Source organism: Gloeothece verrucosa PCC 7822, assembly GCF_000147335.1.
Taxonomy (GTDB): domain Bacteria; phylum Cyanobacteriota; class Cyanobacteriia; order Cyanobacteriales; family Microcystaceae; genus Gloeothece; species Gloeothece verrucosa.
Genome location: NC_014533.1, coordinates 175,664 through 195,205, shown reverse-complemented (window position 1 = coordinate 195,205; position 19,542 = coordinate 175,664). Strand labels below are relative to the sequence as shown.

17 protein-coding genes are annotated in these 19,542 nt (G+C 37.3%); all 17 read right to left on the bottom strand.

Features of this window, described 5'->3' with window-relative positions; genetic code table 11:
* Positions 1 to 19: 19 nt before the first annotated feature.
* Positions 20 to 637, bottom strand: coding sequence for a YdcF family protein (locus tag CYAN7822_RS28055; RefSeq protein WP_013334351.1), 618 nt, complete (start codon positions 635 to 637; stop codon positions 20 to 22).
* Positions 624 to 1,826: a glycosyltransferase gene (locus tag CYAN7822_RS28050; protein WP_013334350.1), complete on the bottom strand. Its 1,203-nt coding sequence runs from the start codon at positions 1,824 to 1,826 to the stop codon at positions 624 to 626. The genes CYAN7822_RS28055 and CYAN7822_RS28050 overlap by 14 nt, the downstream gene beginning before the upstream one ends.
* Positions 1,827 to 1,859: 33 nt before the next feature.
* A complete protein-coding gene (locus CYAN7822_RS28045) occupies positions 1,860 to 3,023 on the bottom strand; it encodes a glycosyltransferase family 4 protein (RefSeq protein WP_013334349.1) in 1,164 nt (387 codons plus the stop codon).
* Positions 3,024 to 3,033: 10 nt separating this feature from the next.
* Positions 3,034 to 4,188, bottom strand: coding sequence for a glycosyltransferase family 4 protein (locus CYAN7822_RS28040; protein WP_013334348.1), 1,155 nt, complete (start codon positions 4,186 to 4,188; stop codon positions 3,034 to 3,036).
* 59 nt (positions 4,189 to 4,247) lie between these two features.
* Positions 4,248 to 5,504 carry a hypothetical protein gene (locus CYAN7822_RS28035; protein ID WP_013334347.1) on the bottom strand — a complete coding sequence of 419 codons (1,257 nt, stop codon included), beginning with the start codon at positions 5,502 to 5,504 and terminating at the stop codon, positions 4,248 to 4,250.
* A 28-nt stretch (positions 5,505 to 5,532) separates the two neighbouring features.
* Positions 5,533 to 6,783: a glycosyltransferase family 4 protein gene (locus CYAN7822_RS28030; protein ID WP_013334346.1), complete on the bottom strand. Its 1,251-nt coding sequence runs from the start codon at positions 6,781 to 6,783 to the stop codon at positions 5,533 to 5,535.
* A gap of 170 nt (positions 6,784 to 6,953) precedes the next feature.
* On the bottom strand, positions 6,954 to 7,817 hold the full coding sequence (locus tag CYAN7822_RS28025) for a hypothetical protein (RefSeq protein ID WP_013334345.1): 864 nt from the start codon (positions 7,815 to 7,817) through the stop codon (positions 6,954 to 6,956).
* A 59-nt stretch (positions 7,818 to 7,876) separates the two neighbouring features.
* Positions 7,877 to 8,998: a glycosyltransferase gene (locus CYAN7822_RS28020; RefSeq protein ID WP_013334344.1), complete on the bottom strand. Its 1,122-nt coding sequence runs from the start codon at positions 8,996 to 8,998 to the stop codon at positions 7,877 to 7,879.
* 61 nt (positions 8,999 to 9,059) lie between these two features.
* Positions 9,060 to 10,100 (bottom strand): glycosyltransferase family 4 protein, encoded by a 1,041-nt coding sequence (locus CYAN7822_RS28015; RefSeq protein WP_013334343.1) that lies wholly within the window; start codon positions 10,098 to 10,100, stop codon positions 9,060 to 9,062.
* 47 nt (positions 10,101 to 10,147) lie between these two features.
* Positions 10,148 to 11,335, bottom strand: coding sequence for a glycosyltransferase family 4 protein (locus CYAN7822_RS28010; protein ID WP_013334342.1), 1,188 nt, complete (start codon positions 11,333 to 11,335; stop codon positions 10,148 to 10,150).
* A gap of 30 nt (positions 11,336 to 11,365) precedes the next feature.
* Positions 11,366 to 12,508, bottom strand: coding sequence for a glycosyltransferase family protein (locus CYAN7822_RS28005; RefSeq protein WP_013334341.1), 1,143 nt, complete (start codon positions 12,506 to 12,508; stop codon positions 11,366 to 11,368).
* 94 nt (positions 12,509 to 12,602) lie between these two features.
* On the bottom strand, positions 12,603 to 13,553 hold the full coding sequence (locus CYAN7822_RS28000; protein ID WP_013334340.1) for a glycosyltransferase family 2 protein: 951 nt from the start codon (positions 13,551 to 13,553) through the stop codon (positions 12,603 to 12,605).
* Between the two features lie 13 nt (positions 13,554 to 13,566).
* Entirely contained in the window at positions 13,567 to 15,228 is a 1,662-nt protein-coding gene (locus CYAN7822_RS27995) for a glycosyltransferase (RefSeq protein ID WP_013334339.1), read from the bottom strand.
* A 42-nt stretch (positions 15,229 to 15,270) separates the two neighbouring features.
* A complete protein-coding gene (locus CYAN7822_RS27990) occupies positions 15,271 to 16,488 on the bottom strand; it encodes a DegT/DnrJ/EryC1/StrS family aminotransferase (RefSeq protein ID WP_013334338.1) in 1,218 nt (405 codons plus the stop codon).
* Entirely contained in the window at positions 16,485 to 17,768 is a 1,284-nt protein-coding gene (locus CYAN7822_RS27985; protein ID WP_013334337.1) for a nucleotide sugar dehydrogenase, read from the bottom strand. The genes CYAN7822_RS27990 and CYAN7822_RS27985 overlap by 4 nt, the downstream gene beginning before the upstream one ends.
* The gene (locus tag CYAN7822_RS27980) at positions 17,765 to 18,724 is read right to left on the bottom strand and encodes an NAD-dependent epimerase/dehydratase family protein (RefSeq protein ID WP_013334336.1); all 960 of its coding nucleotides are present in this window, start codon (positions 18,722 to 18,724) and stop codon (positions 17,765 to 17,767) included. Before CYAN7822_RS27980 ends, CYAN7822_RS27985 begins: the two co-directional genes overlap by 4 nt.
* Positions 18,714 to 19,421: an acyltransferase gene (locus CYAN7822_RS27975; RefSeq protein WP_013334335.1), complete on the bottom strand. Its 708-nt coding sequence runs from the start codon at positions 19,419 to 19,421 to the stop codon at positions 18,714 to 18,716. The genes CYAN7822_RS27980 and CYAN7822_RS27975 overlap by 11 nt, the downstream gene beginning before the upstream one ends.
* Positions 19,422 to 19,542: the final 121 nt, after the last annotated feature.

Here is a 19,542-nt window from a genome sequence, read left to right as displayed (position 1 = left end):
AAATACCTAAGTACAAATGTTAATTAGAATAAATTAAACCAAGACTGAGATTTTTTAATTGGCTCATAAAATTAAGTAAACCATATCCTGTATCACCCGTAAAAAGCCAAAGAAAAGCACGACCAATATCGCGCAAAATGCGAAGCCAAGATTCAGAAGGTTGCTCTGAGTGTACCGAAAGAGGAGTAAAAACAATGCCTTGGCTACCTAACACTATGATACCAATGGCTATTGCTCTCGGCATATGATAATCAGAAGTCACTAGGTAAAGATGTTGAATGTGCTTTTTTTTAAAGTCAGCGACTAAAGAAGTAAAATTAGTAACAGTATCAATGGCTCGAGCATCAATATGTAATAGCCTTGGGGGCACACCGGCCATCTGAAAAAGTTCTTTTGTTTTCTGAGTATTTGGGCCTGATGAAACCCAAATTTCTAAAGATGGATACCACTTAGCCAGTTCAGCTACAACCTCTTCTCGTCTAAAATCTCCACCTAAAATAAAGAAAGCTTGTGGTTGAGGGGCTTGCTTGAAGGCGGTCATTAGTCGGATGGGGAAAAGACTAATCCACAGTACAATAAAACTTAAGCTAGTTAAATAGATAAAGCGACGAATTTTATGGATTTTATGCTTTTTCACTAAAGTTTACTGAAGGATTTTGGCAAGAGTTTTTTATTAATAAAAACTTATAAACATCTATTAGTTTTTTGGCAGACTTCTCCCAAGTATAATTATTTAAAATAAACTCACGAGCGCGATTTCCCATAGCTTTTGCCTCTTGAGGATGACTCAAACAATAATTTAAAGCATCTGCTATCGCATCAGCCATAGGTTCTACAATCAATGCAGCTTTAGCTGTTGCCGCTTCAGGAAAATTGCAACCTGTTGTAATTATACAGGATAATCCTGATGCCATACCTTCCAAAACCGACATACTAAAACCTTCTGAGTAAGAAGGAGCTATATATAGACTAGCGGCAGCCAGCGCAGCATATTTTAATTTACCAGTTAACATCCCTGTAAAAGTGACTGCATTTAAACATTTAGCTTCGGCAAAAAAACGTTCTACTGTTGATAAAAATCCGATGTTATCAGGGCCTGCTACAACTAAATGAGTTTCAGGAAATTGAGAATGCACCCGTGCAAAAGCAGGGGCAAGTAAATCTAGCCCTTTTTTAGGATCAATACGACCTAGAAAAAGAATTAAAGTTTTGTGACGAGTTTGAGGAAATTGCTGATAAAAACTTTCGGGATCTGATAAAAAAGCAAATTCATTATGATCAATTCCATTGGGAATAATAACATAATGTTTAAATCCTAATGATTGAACATGATCAGCTTCAAGATTGGCAATTACTTGAATGAGACTAGCTTTTTGTAGAGCCTTTTTTTCAAAAATATTATAGTAAAAATTTTTTTTCCAGCTTTTATAGCTTAAAGCCCAAGGTTCTAGCATTCCGTGAGGAGTGACAAGATAAGGAATTTTTTTTCTTTGGCAAAGCCATTGAGTTATTAAAATTAAGGGAGAAAAAATTGTATGAGTATGGATTATATCATAATTATTAATATTTTTAAATAGCCAAGTAATTAAAGATAAACTTAAAATAAAATCGTGTTTATTCCAGCTATCAAAATATCTGATTCTATACTTTCCTTGGTCTAACCAATGATTAAAAACTACATCCAATTTTTGTGCGTCGTTCGCATTAGTCGTTATTAAATCTATATTAAATCCTTGAGATCCAAGGGCTATAGCTATATCTTGAACTACCTTAGCAATGCCTCCATAATTAGCACCGACATAAGGCGTAATAATCAAAATTTTCATGGTATCCTATTGGAAATAATTTAAATATTAAGATTAAACTTTTGATAAAGCGGCAATAGCTTTTAAAATCCCTTCAGAAAATTGAGTCGGACTATAATTAGTCACTATTTTTTGGCTGGCTTTTCCCATTTGATTTTTTAGAGTAGGATCTATTTGATGGATTGTTAATAAACTCCGAGCAATATCTTGTGTGTTTTCTGGATCAAATAAAAAACCATTTTCGCCCTCAATAACAAGTTCATAACTAGCTCCTACCGTGCGGCTACACAGAATTGGCAGTCCGGCTGCACAAGCTTCATTAACTACTAAACCCCATTGTTCTTGTAAAGCCGGATGAACAAAAGCACTAGCTAATCCATACCAATCACCTAATGCTTGATAAGATATAAAACCCGGCAAATGAATGCTATTTTGTAATTGTTTTTCTTGGATGAAATTACGGATAGTATCTTCTTCTTCTCCACTGCCGCAAATGACTAAATTCCAAGCTTGATTATTTCCAACTTGTTGACGATAAACTGCAAAAGCTTCTACCAAACGGTGGACATTTTTACGTTTGAGTAAGCGAGTAAGAGCTATAAAATAAGGTTTATTAGGAATTTTTGGCTGTCGTTGTCTTGCCGCAGCCGGGTCAAGTCTTGCCGCTTCAGCAGATTTAGTAAAATAATCGTTGTCAACTGCATCATAGCCCAAAAAAATGCGATCAGATGGAAACCCTAACTTAACAAGATAGTCACGGTGCAGTTTACCTCCTACAAGGGCGGCATCATATTTTTTTATATATAGCCAAAATTTTAGTCTTTCTTGCCACCACTGCCGCTTTTCATCATCCCATTTCGTTTCGCTCATCAAAATAGCTGGCACTTGATGACGTTTACACCAGAATAGTGCGGCGCGAGATAGAGAAAATCCCCACCCAGGAATAGCAACAATATCTGGTTTAAGATTATCTAGACAAGATGATATTAATGCGGCAGCTTTTTCTTGTTTATAGTTAGCGGTAGTAGAGCTAGGTAATAAAGTTTTGAGAGGGAATGTAATTTCTCGCTCTAAATTTCCCCAAGGATGTTCTAGAGTATTATCTGTTGCTTGAATGGCGGTAAAGTTCCAACCTTTTTCCTGACATACTGAGTAAATAGCACGTAGTCGGGCAGCATGATAGCTTCCAATATTTATGAAAATTATAACAATAAGCATGAATTATTACCTAAGCTAAACCTAAAGCCTTTAAAGTTTCATTAGCCATTCTGTCTAAAGAAAAATATTTTTGAAAATTTTGGTACCCATTGTTAGCTTGCTGCTTTAAATAAGACAGTTGATTAATGGATTCAATTAATGTTTGGCCAACAGATTCAGGACTAGGGGATGGTGCTATTTTTACCCACGAAGCATGATCAAGAACATCAGACGCACCATTAAAATTAGTAACAACAGCAGGAATTGCTCGCCCTACTACTTCTATTAATGCTAGTGGTAGTCCTTCAAAATGACTGGTCATAACATAAATATCTAACATCGATAAATAAGCTTCTGGATGTTCCAGCCACCCTGTAATGTACCATGTGTTTTCTGGAGCATATTGACGCAACTGGTTTTCTATATTATTTCTTTCTGGCCCGTCGCCTATTAATAACAATTTGCTTTTTATTCCTTTTTTTATAGTCCACAGCCAAGCATCAATTAATAATTGAAGGTTTTTCTGAAAAACAAATTGGCCAGAAAAGCCAATAATGGGTAAAGAATCTTTCCAATCATTAAGAGTTGTGGGATAAAATGATTCTAAATTGGGAAAAGAACAGCCATGATGGACAACTTGAATAGAACATGGATAATTATAATAATTTTCCCACTCTTTTTGACAGCCTTTTGAAACGAGAATTAAAGAATAGGAATGTTTTTTATACCACCATTTAAGCAATCTACCTCGAAGATTTCCTAAAGGACGTTGAGCTTTATTAGCTGTCATTGGAAGATGTATAACACCACCTACAGGAGCAACATTTGCCATTAAAGCTCCAGCTAAATAATCCAATCCATCTTCATCATATTGCTGATTAACTAAAATAGCATCTGGAGCAATATCTTGACAAATTTTAGCAACTTCTCTCTGTTGTTTGGTGTCAGTTATAGATTGCAGAAATCTTAAAGGTCGATGTTTTAATCCTAATAAATTTTGACGATAGACTGTCGCTCCCTGTGCTATTAATTCCTTTGCCCAATTATCCATATAACTTAGGTTTGATAATAAAACATATACATCCCAACCTATTTGGTGTAAACCTTGAGTCAGATAGATTAAATAGCGTTCGCCGCCACCGCGATCACTGGAATTAGAACTGATAAGCAGTAAACGTTTACTCATTTGATTATGTTATCTAATTAAAGTTAATTTAATAAAAATGAAAGCTAAATTTTGCGGAGCTAATATTGTCTAGGTTTTACTCTAGAATAGTAGGTAACTATAAGAATTACCCCTACTTGAAAGAAAAACTCTTGTATAAATCTTGCTATCCCATGAGTTAAACCTACCATTGCTGGGCTAATTAATCCTATATAGATAAGTTGGCTTACCTGGCTTCTTTGGTAAACAGCAGATATCCAAAGATTTTTAAATAAAAATCCAATCATAGCAAAAAGAAGCCATCCTAAGTAACCAAACTGAATAAAAGAATCCCCTATACCAGTCAATGTAGTCCCACTGGGTATAGAGTAGTTGTATAATTTTTTTAGTAGATCATCTGTTATCCAGTTAAATTGTAGAGATTGTTTTAAGTCAAAGCCTACAAATTGTCCAGGAACATATTGAAATATAAGACTATCCCAAAAACCGGTACCACATCCATAAAGTCCTGTATTTTCTATAGCATCCATAAATAATGCTGCGTTTCTTAATTCTAAAATTTCTCCCTCTTGTTGTACTTTAAATGTTGTCTGTGTCTCTAATATTAATTCTTGCCATTGACCACTGAACACTAAATCCCAAAAACCATCACGTAAATTTCCTATTACAGGAATAATAAAAATTAGTCCAACTATCGCTAAGATAATTAACCATCGAGGCGGTAAAAACCGATGCACTAGCCAAAACGACAAACCTACTATAACAATAAAAGTCATTGTTGGTTGCCGCCTTCCTCCAAAAATTTCTGTTAGAAGAGGCCAGCCAGCAATTATTGTCAAAATCAAATTAATTATTTTAGGATTCTTTAAGGTTTGCAACAAAAAAATTGCGAAAGCAATATTTACAACCTGAGAGAAAAAAAGATAAATAGTAGCTGGACCAGTCCAATTTCCATTTCCAGCAATTTGAACAGTTGTCCTAAAAAGTAAAAAACGAAACAACTGTCCTATGATCATTAGGACAATACCTGCTCTGAATAACTTCTGTTCGTTAACAATAATATTTAGCTTTGCCAACCATCTTGGATTAGGTTTTCTTTCATAGCCTATCCAACAAGCCGCCGCACAAAGACAAGACACTAATAGTACCCTCTCAAGAGCTTTCGAGTTAACTCCTCCAGGATTATCAACTAAAGAAAATGCTTGAGGCAAAAGAAAAGAAGTAAATATAGTGCCCATAAAGAAGGGATATTGATAAATTCGTTCTATGCGAATCAGTCCCCAACCTAACAAACCTATGCAGATAAGAAACAAAATATCTCGGTATGCTTCTGCCATGAGGATTAAATATTATATTTTAGTAATTTTAATAATGTTTTGTAATAATTTCCCATAGTTTATGTTCTGACTCTTTAAATGTACGTTGTAAATAGTTTTCAGTGTTATCTACTTGACTAAAGTTCTTGCCGATGATATAAATTTTCAATAATTTTTCTGTGATTACTTTCGCATTACCGATTGGTACAATAAAACCATCCAGCCCATCTCTAACAATAGATCCCGAATTATAAGTTGTAATAATAGGTACTCCTAAACTTAATGCTTCATAAGTAACCATTGCCGAGCCTTCACCAAGAGAAGGTAACACTAAAACATCAGCCCAAGTATATAAATTTTTTATTTGAGAACGGGGAATTCTTCCTGTAAAATCACATAAGTCGCTGTACTCAGCGATACGCTCAGGTTTAATTTCAAGAGAACCTACAACTTTACAAGTAAAAGGAATTTGGCCTTTAATTTGACGTAAAGCTTCTAATAAATAAGGAATTCCTTTTCGTAAATTAACAGAACCCACAAATAATATTCTTAACCCATCTCCTCGTTCTTGTGGAGTTTGGATTATAGAAGGATCTGAGTAGGTTATATTATCTTTTAAACGACCTAATGGTACTACTGATATTTTCTCGGTATCAACTCCCCCAATTATTAAAGAATCTTTAACAAAACTAGAACCACAAATAATATGAGCGGCTAAGTCTTGTTCTCGATGCTCTCGTTCCATTAACTCTAAGTCAGCTTGATTTACTCTAAAAGGAGTTAATGACCATTCTGGCCATCTCTTTTCCTCTTCTAGTAAAAGTTGATAAACAAGCGAGTAATCTGCTATGGTTTGGTCTAAGATACAATAAATTCCTTTAGGTTTAGCATATTCAAATAGTTCTAAACAAGCACTATTAAATCCATAAATAATGTTAGCTTGTCCTAAACCACGTTTAATAATTTGCTGACAAAATTTTTGTCCTCCTAAAATAAAAATTTGTGAGGCTTGGTCAGATGAAGCTTTTTTCAAAGCCTGTACATATTGATAACCAAATTTAGGAAAGTGAATAATTGTTGCATTTTCAAGCTCGGGTTCATAGCGGTCTAGTGGTTTTTTGATTAAGTTGGGCAAACGGTTATAAATTTTAGGATGCTGTAATAATTTAGCAACATTACCATGACCTGAGTAAAAATCTGTGTAGAGTCTATCCAAAATCCCCCAACGATGAAATAAAAGAGGTTCTTGATAGTGTTTTCTAGCGCCTAGTTGTGCGATTAAAACTTTTGAACTAATCATTTTTATTAAGGAGATTTTTTACTCTAAAATTGTTATTAGTGTTAACTACAAAGTTTATAGAAATTACCGTTTGAGTGAGATACAGAGTGGCTAGTTTTAGGGAACAGCGAAGAAATTTTGTCTGTACCTTGTGAGCTTGGGAATTGCTATAAATTTTTAAAAATTTTTCTTTAACGATTTATTTTTCGATTAAGTTGAGACAATCCTAGTTTTAAAATACTGCATTTTTCTGTTTGAATTGTATTTACTTTTACCGCATTCGAATTAGCTTGAATTGAGGCATTTGAACTAAAATTTTTTAATAAAAATCTATAGGTTGATATAAAATGTCCAGCAACTAAGTGGTCAGTAAGATTTATTCCAGGGTGAATCATAGCAATTTGTTGAGGATGCCATAGTCGACAACCAACTTTAAACCCCAGAGCCGCCCAACAAGTTTGTTCCGCCCAGCCTGGAATTTTTCTAAATATTTGTTTTAATCTATCGTTACCTAAAATCCATTCAATGAAATCTAAATCATAAGCTTTGTTTCGAATAAACATAATACCTGTATTAACTTTACTTGGAATTCTAAGATTATTTATACCTAAAAGATGCCAAGGACGAATAGAGTATGCTTGCTGATAATCCATCATAAAAAGTGCAGAAGTTTCACTATTAGGCCAGCAGAACATTCCATCAAAAGGCCTAAAAAATAGCACATCACTATCGCAGTAAGCAATATCACCTTGACTAAAAAGTGGAATATCTAATAGTTTTAATCCTAATACATTTTCGTAACGAAATTTGTAGCAATTTGGATGTCTTTTTAAAAGCTGGTTGGTTAATTCGTCCGCTTCTGCTCGAAGAACAATTTTTACATCTTTTAGTCCTTTTTTTAATTTTTCTATATCTTCAGATGTTAATGAGCCATCATCATGTATAATCAACTGTAAAGGCAGTGAAGAAAACTTAAGTAGAGATCCTAGGCATAAAAGCCCCATTTCTAAATGTTGGTGACATAATAAGCTATGTATATTTAGTTTGGCTGACATTTTATCTCTTTTTTGTTTACTAAAATTTAGACAATTAATATCGAATAAAACTCAATTCGTTACTTACATAAACTATCTAGTAATTCTTTATAGCAATTGCCGACTTTTTCAGGAGCAAATCTTTCCAGATAAGCTGCACGGATGACTTCTGGCGTTATAAAGTTTTTTTCTATTAAAATCATGGTTTCTATAAAAATATTAGCCAATGTAGTGGGATTAGCCGAGTGTACTACTCTACCTAAACGACTATCAGATAAAATATCGGGTAATGCGCCTGCGTCAGTAGCTATAATGGGTCTGCCACAACCTAAAATTTCTAACGCGGCTAAACATTGTCCTTCATTACGAGAAGTAAAAGCAAATAAATGGCATGAAGCGATCGCCGCCTCGATTTTATCGTTAGAAACGTTACCATGAAAAATCACTGAAGATTTTATTCCTAAATCATGACTAAGTTTTTCTAATTCTTGGCGCAGATGACCATCCCCAAAGATCTCAAGAGTTGGCTTATAATTTTCTTTGTTTTCACCATAAAATTTAGTTAAAAATATTTCCTGAAAACACTGAAACGATTTTAAAAGTAAAGGAATGTTTTTATCTTCAACCAACCTACCTAAAAAACCTATTTTAAAAATTTTGTTGGTTGGGAAAGGTTGTAGTTTGCCTGGTTGATGAGGAATAAGAGGAATGACTTCTATTCGTCCCTGATAGCCAAGCTCGTGTAAAACATTTATAAATGAAGATGATTGAACCAGAATAATATCAAAGAATTTAATTATTTCTAAAACTTCCTTTTTCTCGAGGGTAGTTTTTGGTAGCGAGGGTCTGTAAGGAGTAATGTAAATAAAAACAGCTTTTTGACTTTTTTTCGCTCGAAGCTGTTGCATTATTTTGCTAGGAAAAATCTTGTTGAACAAAATTATCTCAGCCTGTTTAACTTGTTGAATTCCTAGCGGCAATAAGATCCAATCTGGTACATTCCATCGGCAGCCCCAACGCCAAGCAGTCCGAAAAATTTTTACTTGTGCCTGTTCAATAGAGTGTAATAAAGGTGACATTTGACCCCAGCAAACTAATCGGCAGTCATAGTTTTTAGATTGAAGATAACAAAGAAGATTTTTGCTAAAAGTTTCAATTCCTCCAATGGGAGCAAATCCGCCCATATAAAAAACTATTTTCATAATTTTTAAAAAATAATTGTGTAAAATAATGTGTTTATATTCGGTGTGCTTTTCCCCTTGCCTATTTTTTCAAGACATTTTCAAAGAGTTGAAGATATTTGTCACCAATTGTAGCCAGCGCAAAGTATTTGGAACGCTCATAAGCTTTCTTTTCTAGAGTCAGCCGTAAATCAGGTGTTTCTTTAATCTGAATCATACATTCTGCTAACTCTTGGGCATTACCATTTTCAAAAGTTAAACCGTAGCCTTCTAAAACCTCCCCTAAACCCCCTTGCCGCGAACCGATAACAGCTTTTCCGCAGGCCATCGCTTCCACTGCTACCAGACCCATCGGCTCTGCCCATTGCGACGGCATCACTACAACGCCAGCCTCATTCATTGCCTTGACTAATTCTTCATCTCGTAAGAAGGGATACCAGCGTAATTGTGATGAAATTCCTAGCGTTTCTGCTAAATTTTGCCACTCAGATAAATAAGGTCCTTGCCCGTATAAATTAAGTGTGTAAATTTTTTTCCTTTGTTTACAAATTGCCAAAGCTTTCAGCAAGCTATCAACTCCTTTTTCGGGGTCCATTCTGCCAAAAAAAGCAAAATCATTATTAATCGCTATATTGGGCAAGGGTCGAAAACAGCTTTGTACAGGATTATAAATGACAAGTCCTTTTGGGCTTCCGATTTGTTTCTCAATAGTATGACTAACATAAACATGACTAGCGGCTAAAGGCAGTATTGCCCTCCCTAAAAGAGTTCTAACTAGACTTCGCCAGTTAATTTGATTTGATTGAATCAGTTCAGGAATGTATATTGGATGTATCCAAATTATGGGCTTACGAGATAATAGCCATGAGGGTAAATGTCGAAGGCTATAACCTTTAGAAACAATCACATCAGTATTACGCAGTAGCGAATTCCAGATGGCAAAATTTGGACAACGGATAAGTGGAAAATTAAAGCTCATATTTTGAGCCTCAACAGCAGGGGTATCGGTAACAACAGTTACTTGATGTTTTTGTTGAACCCAATAATTAGCTAAAGTGTAGGTAACTTGTGTGACTCCACCAATGATCGGGAAAAATTGACTCGAATGTAGACAAATCTGCATTGTGTTAAGTAGGTGGACAAAACTAACGTTAACTGTAAATTCAATATTTACCAGCCGCGCAGGTCCCGCAGCAAATAACCTAGAGCCGGCGATCGCCCAATCAATTCTCTAATTGCTGAACGCAAGGGACTGGGTAAAAGCTGAAAACGGTAGACTTGAGGTTGAAGAGATTTGGGGGGATGACCTTTTTTACTTCTTTCAATGGGTTGCTCTGTGGAAATACGATTAATGAGAGATTCGTAGTTTTTCCACATTAGCGCTTCGTCAAAGTCAGACCGTGCCCGTTCAATTACGGCTCTACAAAAAGCTTGGTAATTTTGACAGGCATACAGCACTTGTCGGGCTAAAGCTTGCGTATTGCCTAAAGGTGCAAACAGCCCTGTTTTATTGGCTGTGACAATTTCTTTTGTGCCAATGTCAATCTCCCAGGCCACAGGTACACACCCCATACTCATCGCTTCAATAGTAGCCATCCCAAATGACTCTGCTCGACTTAGCATTAACAAAACTTTGGCGGATGCAGCAGTGGAGAAAATTAACTCACGTTGAACATACCCATAAACCTGAATACGCTCAGAACTGGGTAATTGAGCAATTTTGGCTCTAAATTTTGGTGAAATTTGACCAAACCAGTGTAGTTTGCCGGCAAATTTTAATTTAATGAGTTGTTTCCATAATCTAAGAACATCAAAAGCTCCCTTTGTTGGATTATCACCCCCCAAAAAAATTAGGTCGTCTTGCCGTACCAGATTTAATTGAGGTTGTTCAGGAAAAGCACAGCCATTGTGAATGACAGATAGTTTTTTTGGTTGCTTTAAACGATGTCGAAACTTACCGGTCATAATTTCAGATACAGCTACAATGGCTTCTAAATTATCTTCCTCTTCTAAAGCTTTTTTCCAATACCCAGGGATTGTGTCATGGACCACATAAACAGATTTAATGTTAGGAGATAAGTAGGGAATAGCCGCTTCTAATTCTCCACAGCCATTAAAAAACAGCATATTTTGTGGGTTTTGTTCTAACCATTGTAGGAGTTTTTCGGGTGTTTCTGGTGCGCCGCCATACAATCCTAAAGACGATACTCGAAAATTTTCAGTAGTAATGGAGGTGGGGGGGGTGAGTAAGAGCATTGTTGTCTCGTGTCCAGCTTTAGCCGCTTGACGGCAGCAAGACAAAGCCACAGAGGTAATACCACCAGCGCGATCACCTGGAATTAACCAACAAAGTTTCATATAAAGTATTAAACCTAATTTTTAGGGAAATTAATTAGAATCCAATTGCCAGAGCCAGTTTTCAAGGGTTTGAGTGCGGCTTTGCCAAGTCTGCTGACGAGCAAACGCTAATTGTTCTAGGCTTTTTTCATAAGCTTTCGGTTTTTCTGAAGCCGCTAACTCTTGGTGGATTAAAGCGAGCGCATCCTCTGGAGAAAAGAATAAATTAATCCATTGAGGATATAAACAACACTCAGGTATTTTGGTACTCAGGAGGGGGCGACCACTGGCGATGCCGTCCATAATTTTAGTAGGACAAGAAGCTTTGTTAAAAGGATGATCAATTAAGTAAGGAATCCAATTGACAGCACAAGACCAGTAATACTTTGCTACTTGGTCTGAGGGAACTTGACCAATATGCCGCACATTAGGCAATTGTAGCACCGCATGACGAGTTGCTTGCCAACCATCTTGAGCAAATGTTTCTTGTTCGTCTAAACCACCGACAAACACAAAAGTTATTTCTGGAGAAGCTTTAATAACTTGATAAATTAATGCCCAATCCAAACGATTACCTAAAGTGCCAACATAACCAACAGTCATAGGTTCTGGAGGGTTTTCTGGTTGATGATTGAGGTAGGTATCTACAACTCCATGAGGATAATGATAAATCTGGGAAGCTTTATGGGGATGACGCTTTTGAAAGGTAATTTGTTGGGATCGAGAAGCACAAAGAGTAATAGTTACTCGTCGTTCTATTAATTCTTTTTCTTGCTTTAAAACTTTCTGTTTACGATTGGGTCGATAGAAAACGTAGTCATCAAAATTGTAGTAGATTAATCTTTCGTTTGGAACTTTGCTTACCCAAGGAAGAAAATAGGGATCGGGAACTATCACCCAGGGGTTTTGGCCGGATATCTGTTCTAGTTGTCTACACCAATCCTCAATTAGTCCTTGTAAATAAAATCGGAATAAATTTTCTAAACTTCCCGCATAGCCAGGAGGCAAAACATGAATTGATCGGTTTAGCAATGACGGTGGAATTCGTCCGGGCCAAGTCGGCTTGAGATTATAATAAGTTCGCCAATCATAAAATTGTACAGCGTGGGTAGGATGGTATTGAGCCAGAGCTTCAGCCAAACCATAAGCCCAAGGGCTATTCGCTCCTAAAAATAGAAAACTGAAATTTTGCATTTAAGTAGTTGGACATTCATTAAAGTTAACTGTTTGACAAAGGAACACCGAAAATAGGTTGAATTACAAAAATTAAAATTTTTATAGACAAAAATTACAAAGTTGACCAAGCATTTTTAAATGGATCTTCAAACAATACATATCTTAAAGAAGCTTTAGTTAAAATTTTATAAATTTCTAGTTTAGTCAATTCTGTAAATTTGTATTTGAAATAAAAAGCATTAACTAAATGACGCTCTAAATTTATTTTCGCTCCTTGTTTATCAGCAATATTTTCCGCGTTACTGAGAATTAAATCTCCATATTTTTTTAGTAAAAAAATCCAAATAGACTGAGAACCACGAGTTAGTTTTGCTGGTAGCTCAGGAGCTAGTTTAATTGAAGTAGTATCATTACGAGCGAATTCTGTAAAAGCACATAAAGGTTCTTCGCCAAACCAAATAGACTCTTCAATACGCAAAGTTCTAAATAGTTCCTGATGCCAAGGATGCTTTACTTGAGTACCTACTTGCAAATTTGACTTAATTTTATTAGTTTGCCAAAATAATCCTCCATTAGAAATCCCTTCGCAAAAAAATAAACGACTTCTTAATTCTATTGGGCTGTAAGATCCTTGATAAAACCATTGGCCTCTAGTGGTTCTATTGGTGGCAACTGAAGACCCATTTTCCTCCAATCTCCATTCTTGGTTTCTTAGAACTATATTTATGCCAGTCTCTTCAATGATTTTAATATTTTCACTAATAAAATTAGGAAATAAATAATTATCATCTTCTAAAACAAAAGCATATTCCCCACCTACATAAGCTTTTGATTGAAACGCATAATCAAGATTTTTGGAGCAACCAATATTTTTTGAATGGGGTTTATAAATAATTCTACTATCTTGATAAGTTTCTACAACTGCTTTTGCTTCTTGTTCAGGAGAGTCATCAAACACCAAAGCCGACCAGTTATCATGAGTTTGTGCTATTACACTATCAAGAGAACGTTTAAGGAGTTGAGGACGCTTATAAGTTGTAATTCTAATTTCACAAAGAGACATTTTATTTTCTGCGTTAAAATTCAGGGTTTTGATAGTAACCTAAAAATTTTTTAAGGCGTTGAATGAACCATTCTGGCATCAAATCTTTAAGCCACAATAATCGCTCAGTACTATTAGATAATTTAGTTTTTTTCGCCAACCTAAACCAATGATAAAGGCGCTGATCGAAAGGCATTAGTTTTAAATTATTTCTAATTAAATGCTCCAAATTTAAATCTAAGCCATAAATGCTTGGTAGAAAAACATTTGGCTCACCAAGACACATCTGATCTATTGTTAATAAGGGTTCTGTTAATCTCGGTAAAACAGTGGCCAGTTGATATAGATCATTTAAATAACGTTGCCAATTAATCCCGATGTGTGTTTCTATAATTTTTTGTCTAGTTGCCTCCCCAAGATTTAGCCGAAATTCTTCATCTTCAATTAGGCGTGACAATACTAATACATACTCTTCGAGATTACTAACACGAATTAAATTACCCGTCAGACCCAGCATATCGGCACCTAAAAGTTCGCATGCTTGTGAAGAGTACGGGTATCGACTCACCAAAGGCAGACCGTAACTGCCGGCTTCTAGTAAAGATGTATTTGAGACAAAAGGGAACGAGTCAACATAAATATCAGCCGCTTGTAAGAATAGTGCGGTGTCTGGGTTCTGTTCATATGGAATAATTCTTCCTTGAGTTTGCTCAATGGCATTTGACCAATCTTTTCGATAACCTGAACCAACGACAATTAAGAAGGCTTGCTCATATTTTTCGAGCAATGAAACATGGGCATCAGCATAACTGATTCCATCTATAGTTTTATATTTAGGGGCCCTAGCGATGGAAAGCAGCAGAATACTGTTTTTAGGCAGGCCAAGCTGTTGTTTTGCCTCTGCACGGGATAGTATTCGCTGGGTAGGTTCCAAAATGGTAGGAAGCAGCGCATTACGCTTTGTTTCAACACCTCTATGCTTTTCTGAATGTCTTTTGCCAGATTCACGAAGATTTGCTACAACATCACTGATGCCCACTCCTAACCAAAAGTTATGGTCATTGAAATTTGAAAAGATAATGGGTGGGGATGCTTTTTTATTTGCAAAAGCTATGATTGGAACAACATCGTATTCAAATATATGTAAGACTACTAAATCTACGGAAGCGGCAATTTGCCTTAGCCGTTTTGCCCAAGAGATTAGACTGCCAATAGTTTCTCTCAATACATATATATGACCACCACTATTACTGACAGCTTCTTTTAAACTTTTAGGGATTGCTTCTCTTGGTTCATCTGTTACTACCAAAGAATGAGAGCGTTCTGTATCTTGCTTAATCCAACGTAAAAGCATTCTAGAATGTCCACCAAGATACTGCATACAGGTGGCAACATGGAGGATATTCTCTGGTGTTTTAGAGCCAAATTTGCTTGGGTTAAAATAGGATTTTTTAGTAATAGTTTTTTGTCCAATTTCAATTAATAAATGTTCTAGTTCTGGACTAACAAAAAAACCACAATGTTTGAAGTCTGCATAGGAAGCTGCTATTTTTGCATAAACAGCCGCTACATCATACTTACCCTGCTCTGTAAAGTCTCTTGTCTGTGCTACCAAACTGCGGAACACCTCAAAATTTTGTGGAATTTGACGCAATCCTTCTTCTCGCCAAAGGTCAAGAAAATCTTGATTAACCATATCTATCCTGCTTATTCTTTCTAGTTTTGCGAAACACAAGACTTAACCCTGACAAACTATCTTCAAAACCTCAACAATCCGATCTTGTTCTTGCTCTCTCATTTGATAGAACAGAGGCAGAATGATAGCATGATCCTGAGCTTGTTCACTTTCAAACAGCCGCTCACAACATCCGGGTTTACAATGGCAATCCTTGTCACTCATTCCACAAAACCAAGTTTCAAGGTCGTAAGCGGGTTCTCGATGAACGCACATAATGCCCCGGCGGGTAGCTACTCCAACATCTAACATTGCTTGCATAATCTGTTTTTGGTCACATTGGGAAGGAAGCCGCACACAAAAACTTTGCCAATTACTTTTTGCCCAAGTTGACTCACAGGGTAATTTTAATCCGGGTACATCGGTCAGCAATACCTGATAACGTTGTGCCAAAAAACGGCGACGTTCGACAATTTCTGGCAGACGCTTAAGTTGTTCGCGTCCCACTGCCGCTTGAATATCGGTCATACGGTAGTTATAACCTAACATCGGGTAAGACTCAAAAATGACCTGTTTTGCGCCATGACGCAGCGTATCAGGAACGCTCATACTGTGTTGTCGCCAGAGACGAAACTGTTTATCCCATTGGGGATTATTGGTTGTTATCATTCCCCCGTCTCCTGTCGTAATGACTTTGCGAGGATGAAAGGAAAAACAGGCAATATCTCCATGAGGTTTACCAATTTTTTGCCACTCTCCATCCCAGAGAATTTCACTCCCAATGGCACAAGCGGCATCTTCAATAACAGGCAACTGGTAACGATGAGCAATATCTAAAATCGCTTTGAGGTCGCACGGCATTCCCATCTGATGAACAACCAGAATAGCGCGAGTGCGTTCGCTGATAACATTTTCAATTAAAATCGGGTTTATATTGTAGCTTTGGGGTTCAATATCCACAAATACGGGAATCGCATCACAATAGCGAATACTATTAGCCGTAGCAATGTAGGAATGGCTGACAGTAATTACCTCATCTCCCGACTTTACTCCAACAGCTAATAAAGCTAAATGAAGTGCAATAGTACAATTGGAGACAGCACAAGTATATTTAGCTCCTACATAAGCGGCAAATTCTTGCTCAAAAGCGGCCACTTCTGGCCCCTGAGTAACCCAACCGGATAGAATAACTCGTTTAGCCGCCTCCGCTTCGGGTTCTCCTAACCAGGGTTTAGCAAGCGGTATGGTCTTGGGTTGATTAGTTAATTGCTTATGACTCATGGCCTACCTATCCCAATATAAACTAACCCTGCGCTGCGAATCTTGTTAGCATCCCACAAAGCCCGGCCATCCACGATTACTTTAACACCTTTTTTAGCAAGCTCTTGAAAGTTTAGTTCATAGTAGACCGAGTGAGAGGTGTTTAAAATTAGAACTTCTGGCAATTCGAGGTCGGTTAGTTGACAAGGGACAAAACCCTGCTCCCGTATCTCATCATCGGTGTACAGGGGATCATGAATATAGACTTTTTTTGCGCCTCGTTTGGTCAGTTCATCCCGTAATTGAAAGGCAGGAGAAAAAATATGCTCTTTTACCTGGGGTCGAAATCCTAATCCTAAAATTAAAGTTGTGTGACCCTGTAACGATTCCCACCGGCATTCCAAGCGAGTCAGAATCACAGCAGGTTGAGATTCGTTAATCTGACGTGCTTGTTCGGCCAGCGTACCAGAAAGACCTCGACGTTGACTATCACGCAATAAAAAATAAGGATAGACAGGTGTGCAATGTCCACCAACTCCAATACCCGGAAATAGCAACAAAGCTTCTCCATCTGTATTAGCGGCGCGGATAACCTCATGAAAATTTATACCGACTTCGTTTGCATAATGTTCAAGTTCATTAGCAAGAGCAATATTAACATCACGATAAATCATTCCTGCCAGCTTAACCATTTCAGCCGCTTCGAGAGTCCCAACATTAATAACAGGTGCGTCAAGATATTGCTGATAAAAAGCTTCTGCCGATGCAGCCGCCTTGGGGTTAATACCTCCAACAATCTTGGGGGTTTGTGTTAAGTGTTTTAAAACTAACTGACTCTTGACTCTTTCTGGCGAAAACACTAAATGAAAATCTTCACCGGCTTTTAGACCAGTGCTTTCCAGTATAGGCAGTAAGCGACGAGTACCACCAATCGGTAAGGTCGTTTCATAAGACACCATTGCACCCGGCTTGAGTCCTTTAGCGATTTGCCAAGAGACGGACTCAATAATGGATAAATCAGCATCGCGATCAGGTGTTAGCAGAACCGGGACGATAACAACAATGACTTGACTCTCAGCGACGGCGGCTGTGGTATCAGTGGATGCTCGTAAAGTTCCATTGGCTACAGCGTAGCTTAACAGATCTGGGATACCGGGTTCATCAATGGGACAAATGCCTTTATTAATTGTCTCAACAATATCTGTTCTAATATCGCAGACAATTACTGATGCTCCTTGGTTAGCAAATTGACAGGCTAATGGTAAACCCATCTTGCCTGCTCCAATAACGGTAATTTTCATAATCGTTTCTCTTGTTGTTGCTTGAACCATTCAAATGTTCGACGTAATCCTGTTTCAAGACCGATTTTAGGTTCGTATCCTAATAACTGTTGAGCTTTGTTGATCGAAGGAATACGTGCTTTAATTTCAGAGCGTTTCACCTGTTCATATTTAAACGTTGCTTCTGGTATAATTTTCGCCATTTGTTGGGCTAATTCTAAGGTGGTTGCTACTGCTGATGGATTGCCAATATTAAATGCTTGCCCAGCAGCATCGGGGATTTTTAGAATCATTTCTACTGCATCAACTAGATCAGATATATAGCACCATGCGCGTATCGCAGAGCCGTCTCCATAAATTTTCATCGGTTGGCCACTCGAGATTGCGCGGCAAAAATTGCTGATGGCACCTTCTCCTACTTGTCTTGGCCCGTAGATGTTAAATGGTCTAACCGTTGTACAGGCGAAATCAAAGGCCTCGGCATATCGCAAACTAAAATTCTCGCCAGCGAGTTTACTGGTGGCATAAACCCACCGTCTATCTGATACAGACCCAATTATGTAGGGTGATTCTTCATCAACCCATAGTGCATTAGACCCATATATTTCACTGGTAGAAAAGTGAACAAACATTTTGATCTTTTGTTTGGCTGCCGCTTCGAGCAGGTTAGAGGTACCAAGAATATTGACCCGCAATGTTTGCAGTGATTCCTGATAATAACTTGATACACCAGCGATAGCCGCAAGATGAATAACGGTATCTACCCCATCTAGTGCTAAACGAATTGAAGAAGGATCGAGTACATCACCTGATATAACTTTGATCTTTGGATGTTCTTTCAATGAAGGAATAAGCGAGAGTGAATTGCGCCGAAAACTATCAAATAGAACAACTTCAGTATATTGGCTCAGGCGTTCGGCTAAATGTGTGCCGATAAATCCTGCACCCCCCGTAATTAATACTCGACTATTTGGCATTTTTTTTATGCTCCAATGGTTCGTATCCTTCGCGCCAACGTAAAAACCGAGCCGGCACACCGGCAACGATCACAAAAGGCGGCACATCTTTTGTAACTACAGAGCCAGCCCCGACAATACTACCCTTACCGATGGTTATACCAGGAAAAATAACGCTATTCATTCCGATATCGGCTCCGGTTTCTATTTTCACGGGTTTTATCTCTAAATCTGTTTTAATAATAGGAACATTAATCGGTAATCCAGTATGAGTTGACCCTAACACTTTTGCTCCTGGTCCCCAACCGACAAAATCTTCAATAATCAGATCACGAGCATCAAAATAACTTTGAGGTCCAATCCAAACATGATTGCCAATGATACATTTGCCATCAAATCTCCCCTGAATATAGCTTTGAGAACCAATAAACACTTGATTTCCAATCTCAAAAGTTTCTAAATGTTGAAACCCTACACCACTCCCAATATGAACGCTATGGCCGAATTTACGCGCCACCGCACGCCAAATGACTCTTCGCATCAACTTATCAAAATCTCCATCCCCTATAGCAAAACGAGCATATAATTCAATTAATGCATTATTGCTATACTGATGACTTAAATGTTCAGCTAATCCTAGTTCATGCTCTGGATCTAGCTTCAGGTCTTGCAAACCATGTACAGCTTTAGCTATTCTACCTTTAGCTGATTTAGACATTAAAAATCCTCACTAAGTACCTAGACAAAAATAAAGTTAACTGGGTGACAAGGGAACACCGGATTTGGAACAGGGAACAGAGAACCGTGAAGGATTTCAAGCATTTTACACTTTTTAACAC

Coding starts and splice junctions, on each gene's coding strand:
- CYAN7822_RS28050 (WP_013334350.1), bottom strand. CDS start 1,826: ATGAAAATTTTGATTATTACGCCTTATGTCGGTGCTAATTATGGAGGC.
- CYAN7822_RS28045 (WP_013334349.1), bottom strand. CDS start 3,023: ATGCTTATTGTTATAATTTTCATAAATATTGGAAGCTATCATGCTGCC.
- CYAN7822_RS28040 (WP_013334348.1), bottom strand. CDS start 4,188: ATGAGTAAACGTTTACTGCTTATCAGTTCTAATTCCAGTGATCGCGGT.
- CYAN7822_RS28035 (WP_013334347.1), bottom strand. CDS start 5,504: ATGGCAGAAGCATACCGAGATATTTTGTTTCTTATCTGCATAGGTTTG.
- CYAN7822_RS28030 (WP_013334346.1), bottom strand. CDS start 6,783: ATGATTAGTTCAAAAGTTTTAATCGCACAACTAGGCGCTAGAAAACAC.
- CYAN7822_RS28025 (WP_013334345.1), bottom strand. CDS start 7,817: ATGTCAGCCAAACTAAATATACATAGCTTATTATGTCACCAACATTTA.
- CYAN7822_RS28020 (WP_013334344.1), bottom strand. CDS start 8,998: ATGAAAATAGTTTTTTATATGGGCGGATTTGCTCCCATTGGAGGAATT.
- CYAN7822_RS28015 (WP_013334343.1), bottom strand. CDS start 10,100: ATGCAGATTTGTCTACATTCGAGTCAATTTTTCCCGATCATTGGTGGA.
- CYAN7822_RS28010 (WP_013334342.1), bottom strand. CDS start 11,335: ATGAAACTTTGTTGGTTAATTCCAGGTGATCGCGCTGGTGGTATTACC.
- CYAN7822_RS28005 (WP_013334341.1), bottom strand. CDS start 12,508: ATGCAAAATTTCAGTTTTCTATTTTTAGGAGCGAATAGCCCTTGGGCT.
- CYAN7822_RS28000 (WP_013334340.1), bottom strand. CDS start 13,553: ATGTCTCTTTGTGAAATTAGAATTACAACTTATAAGCGTCCTCAACTC.
- CYAN7822_RS27995 (WP_013334339.1), bottom strand. CDS start 15,228: ATGGTTAATCAAGATTTTCTTGACCTTTGGCGAGAAGAAGGATTGCGT.
- CYAN7822_RS27990 (WP_013334338.1), bottom strand. CDS start 16,488: ATGAGTCATAAGCAATTAACTAATCAACCCAAGACCATACCGCTTGCT.
- CYAN7822_RS27985 (WP_013334337.1), bottom strand. CDS start 17,768: ATGAAAATTACCGTTATTGGAGCAGGCAAGATGGGTTTACCATTAGCC.
- CYAN7822_RS27980 (WP_013334336.1), bottom strand. CDS start 18,724: ATGCCAAATAGTCGAGTATTAATTACGGGGGGTGCAGGATTTATCGGC.
- CYAN7822_RS27975 (WP_013334335.1), bottom strand. CDS start 19,421: ATGTCTAAATCAGCTAAAGGTAGAATAGCTAAAGCTGTACATGGTTTG.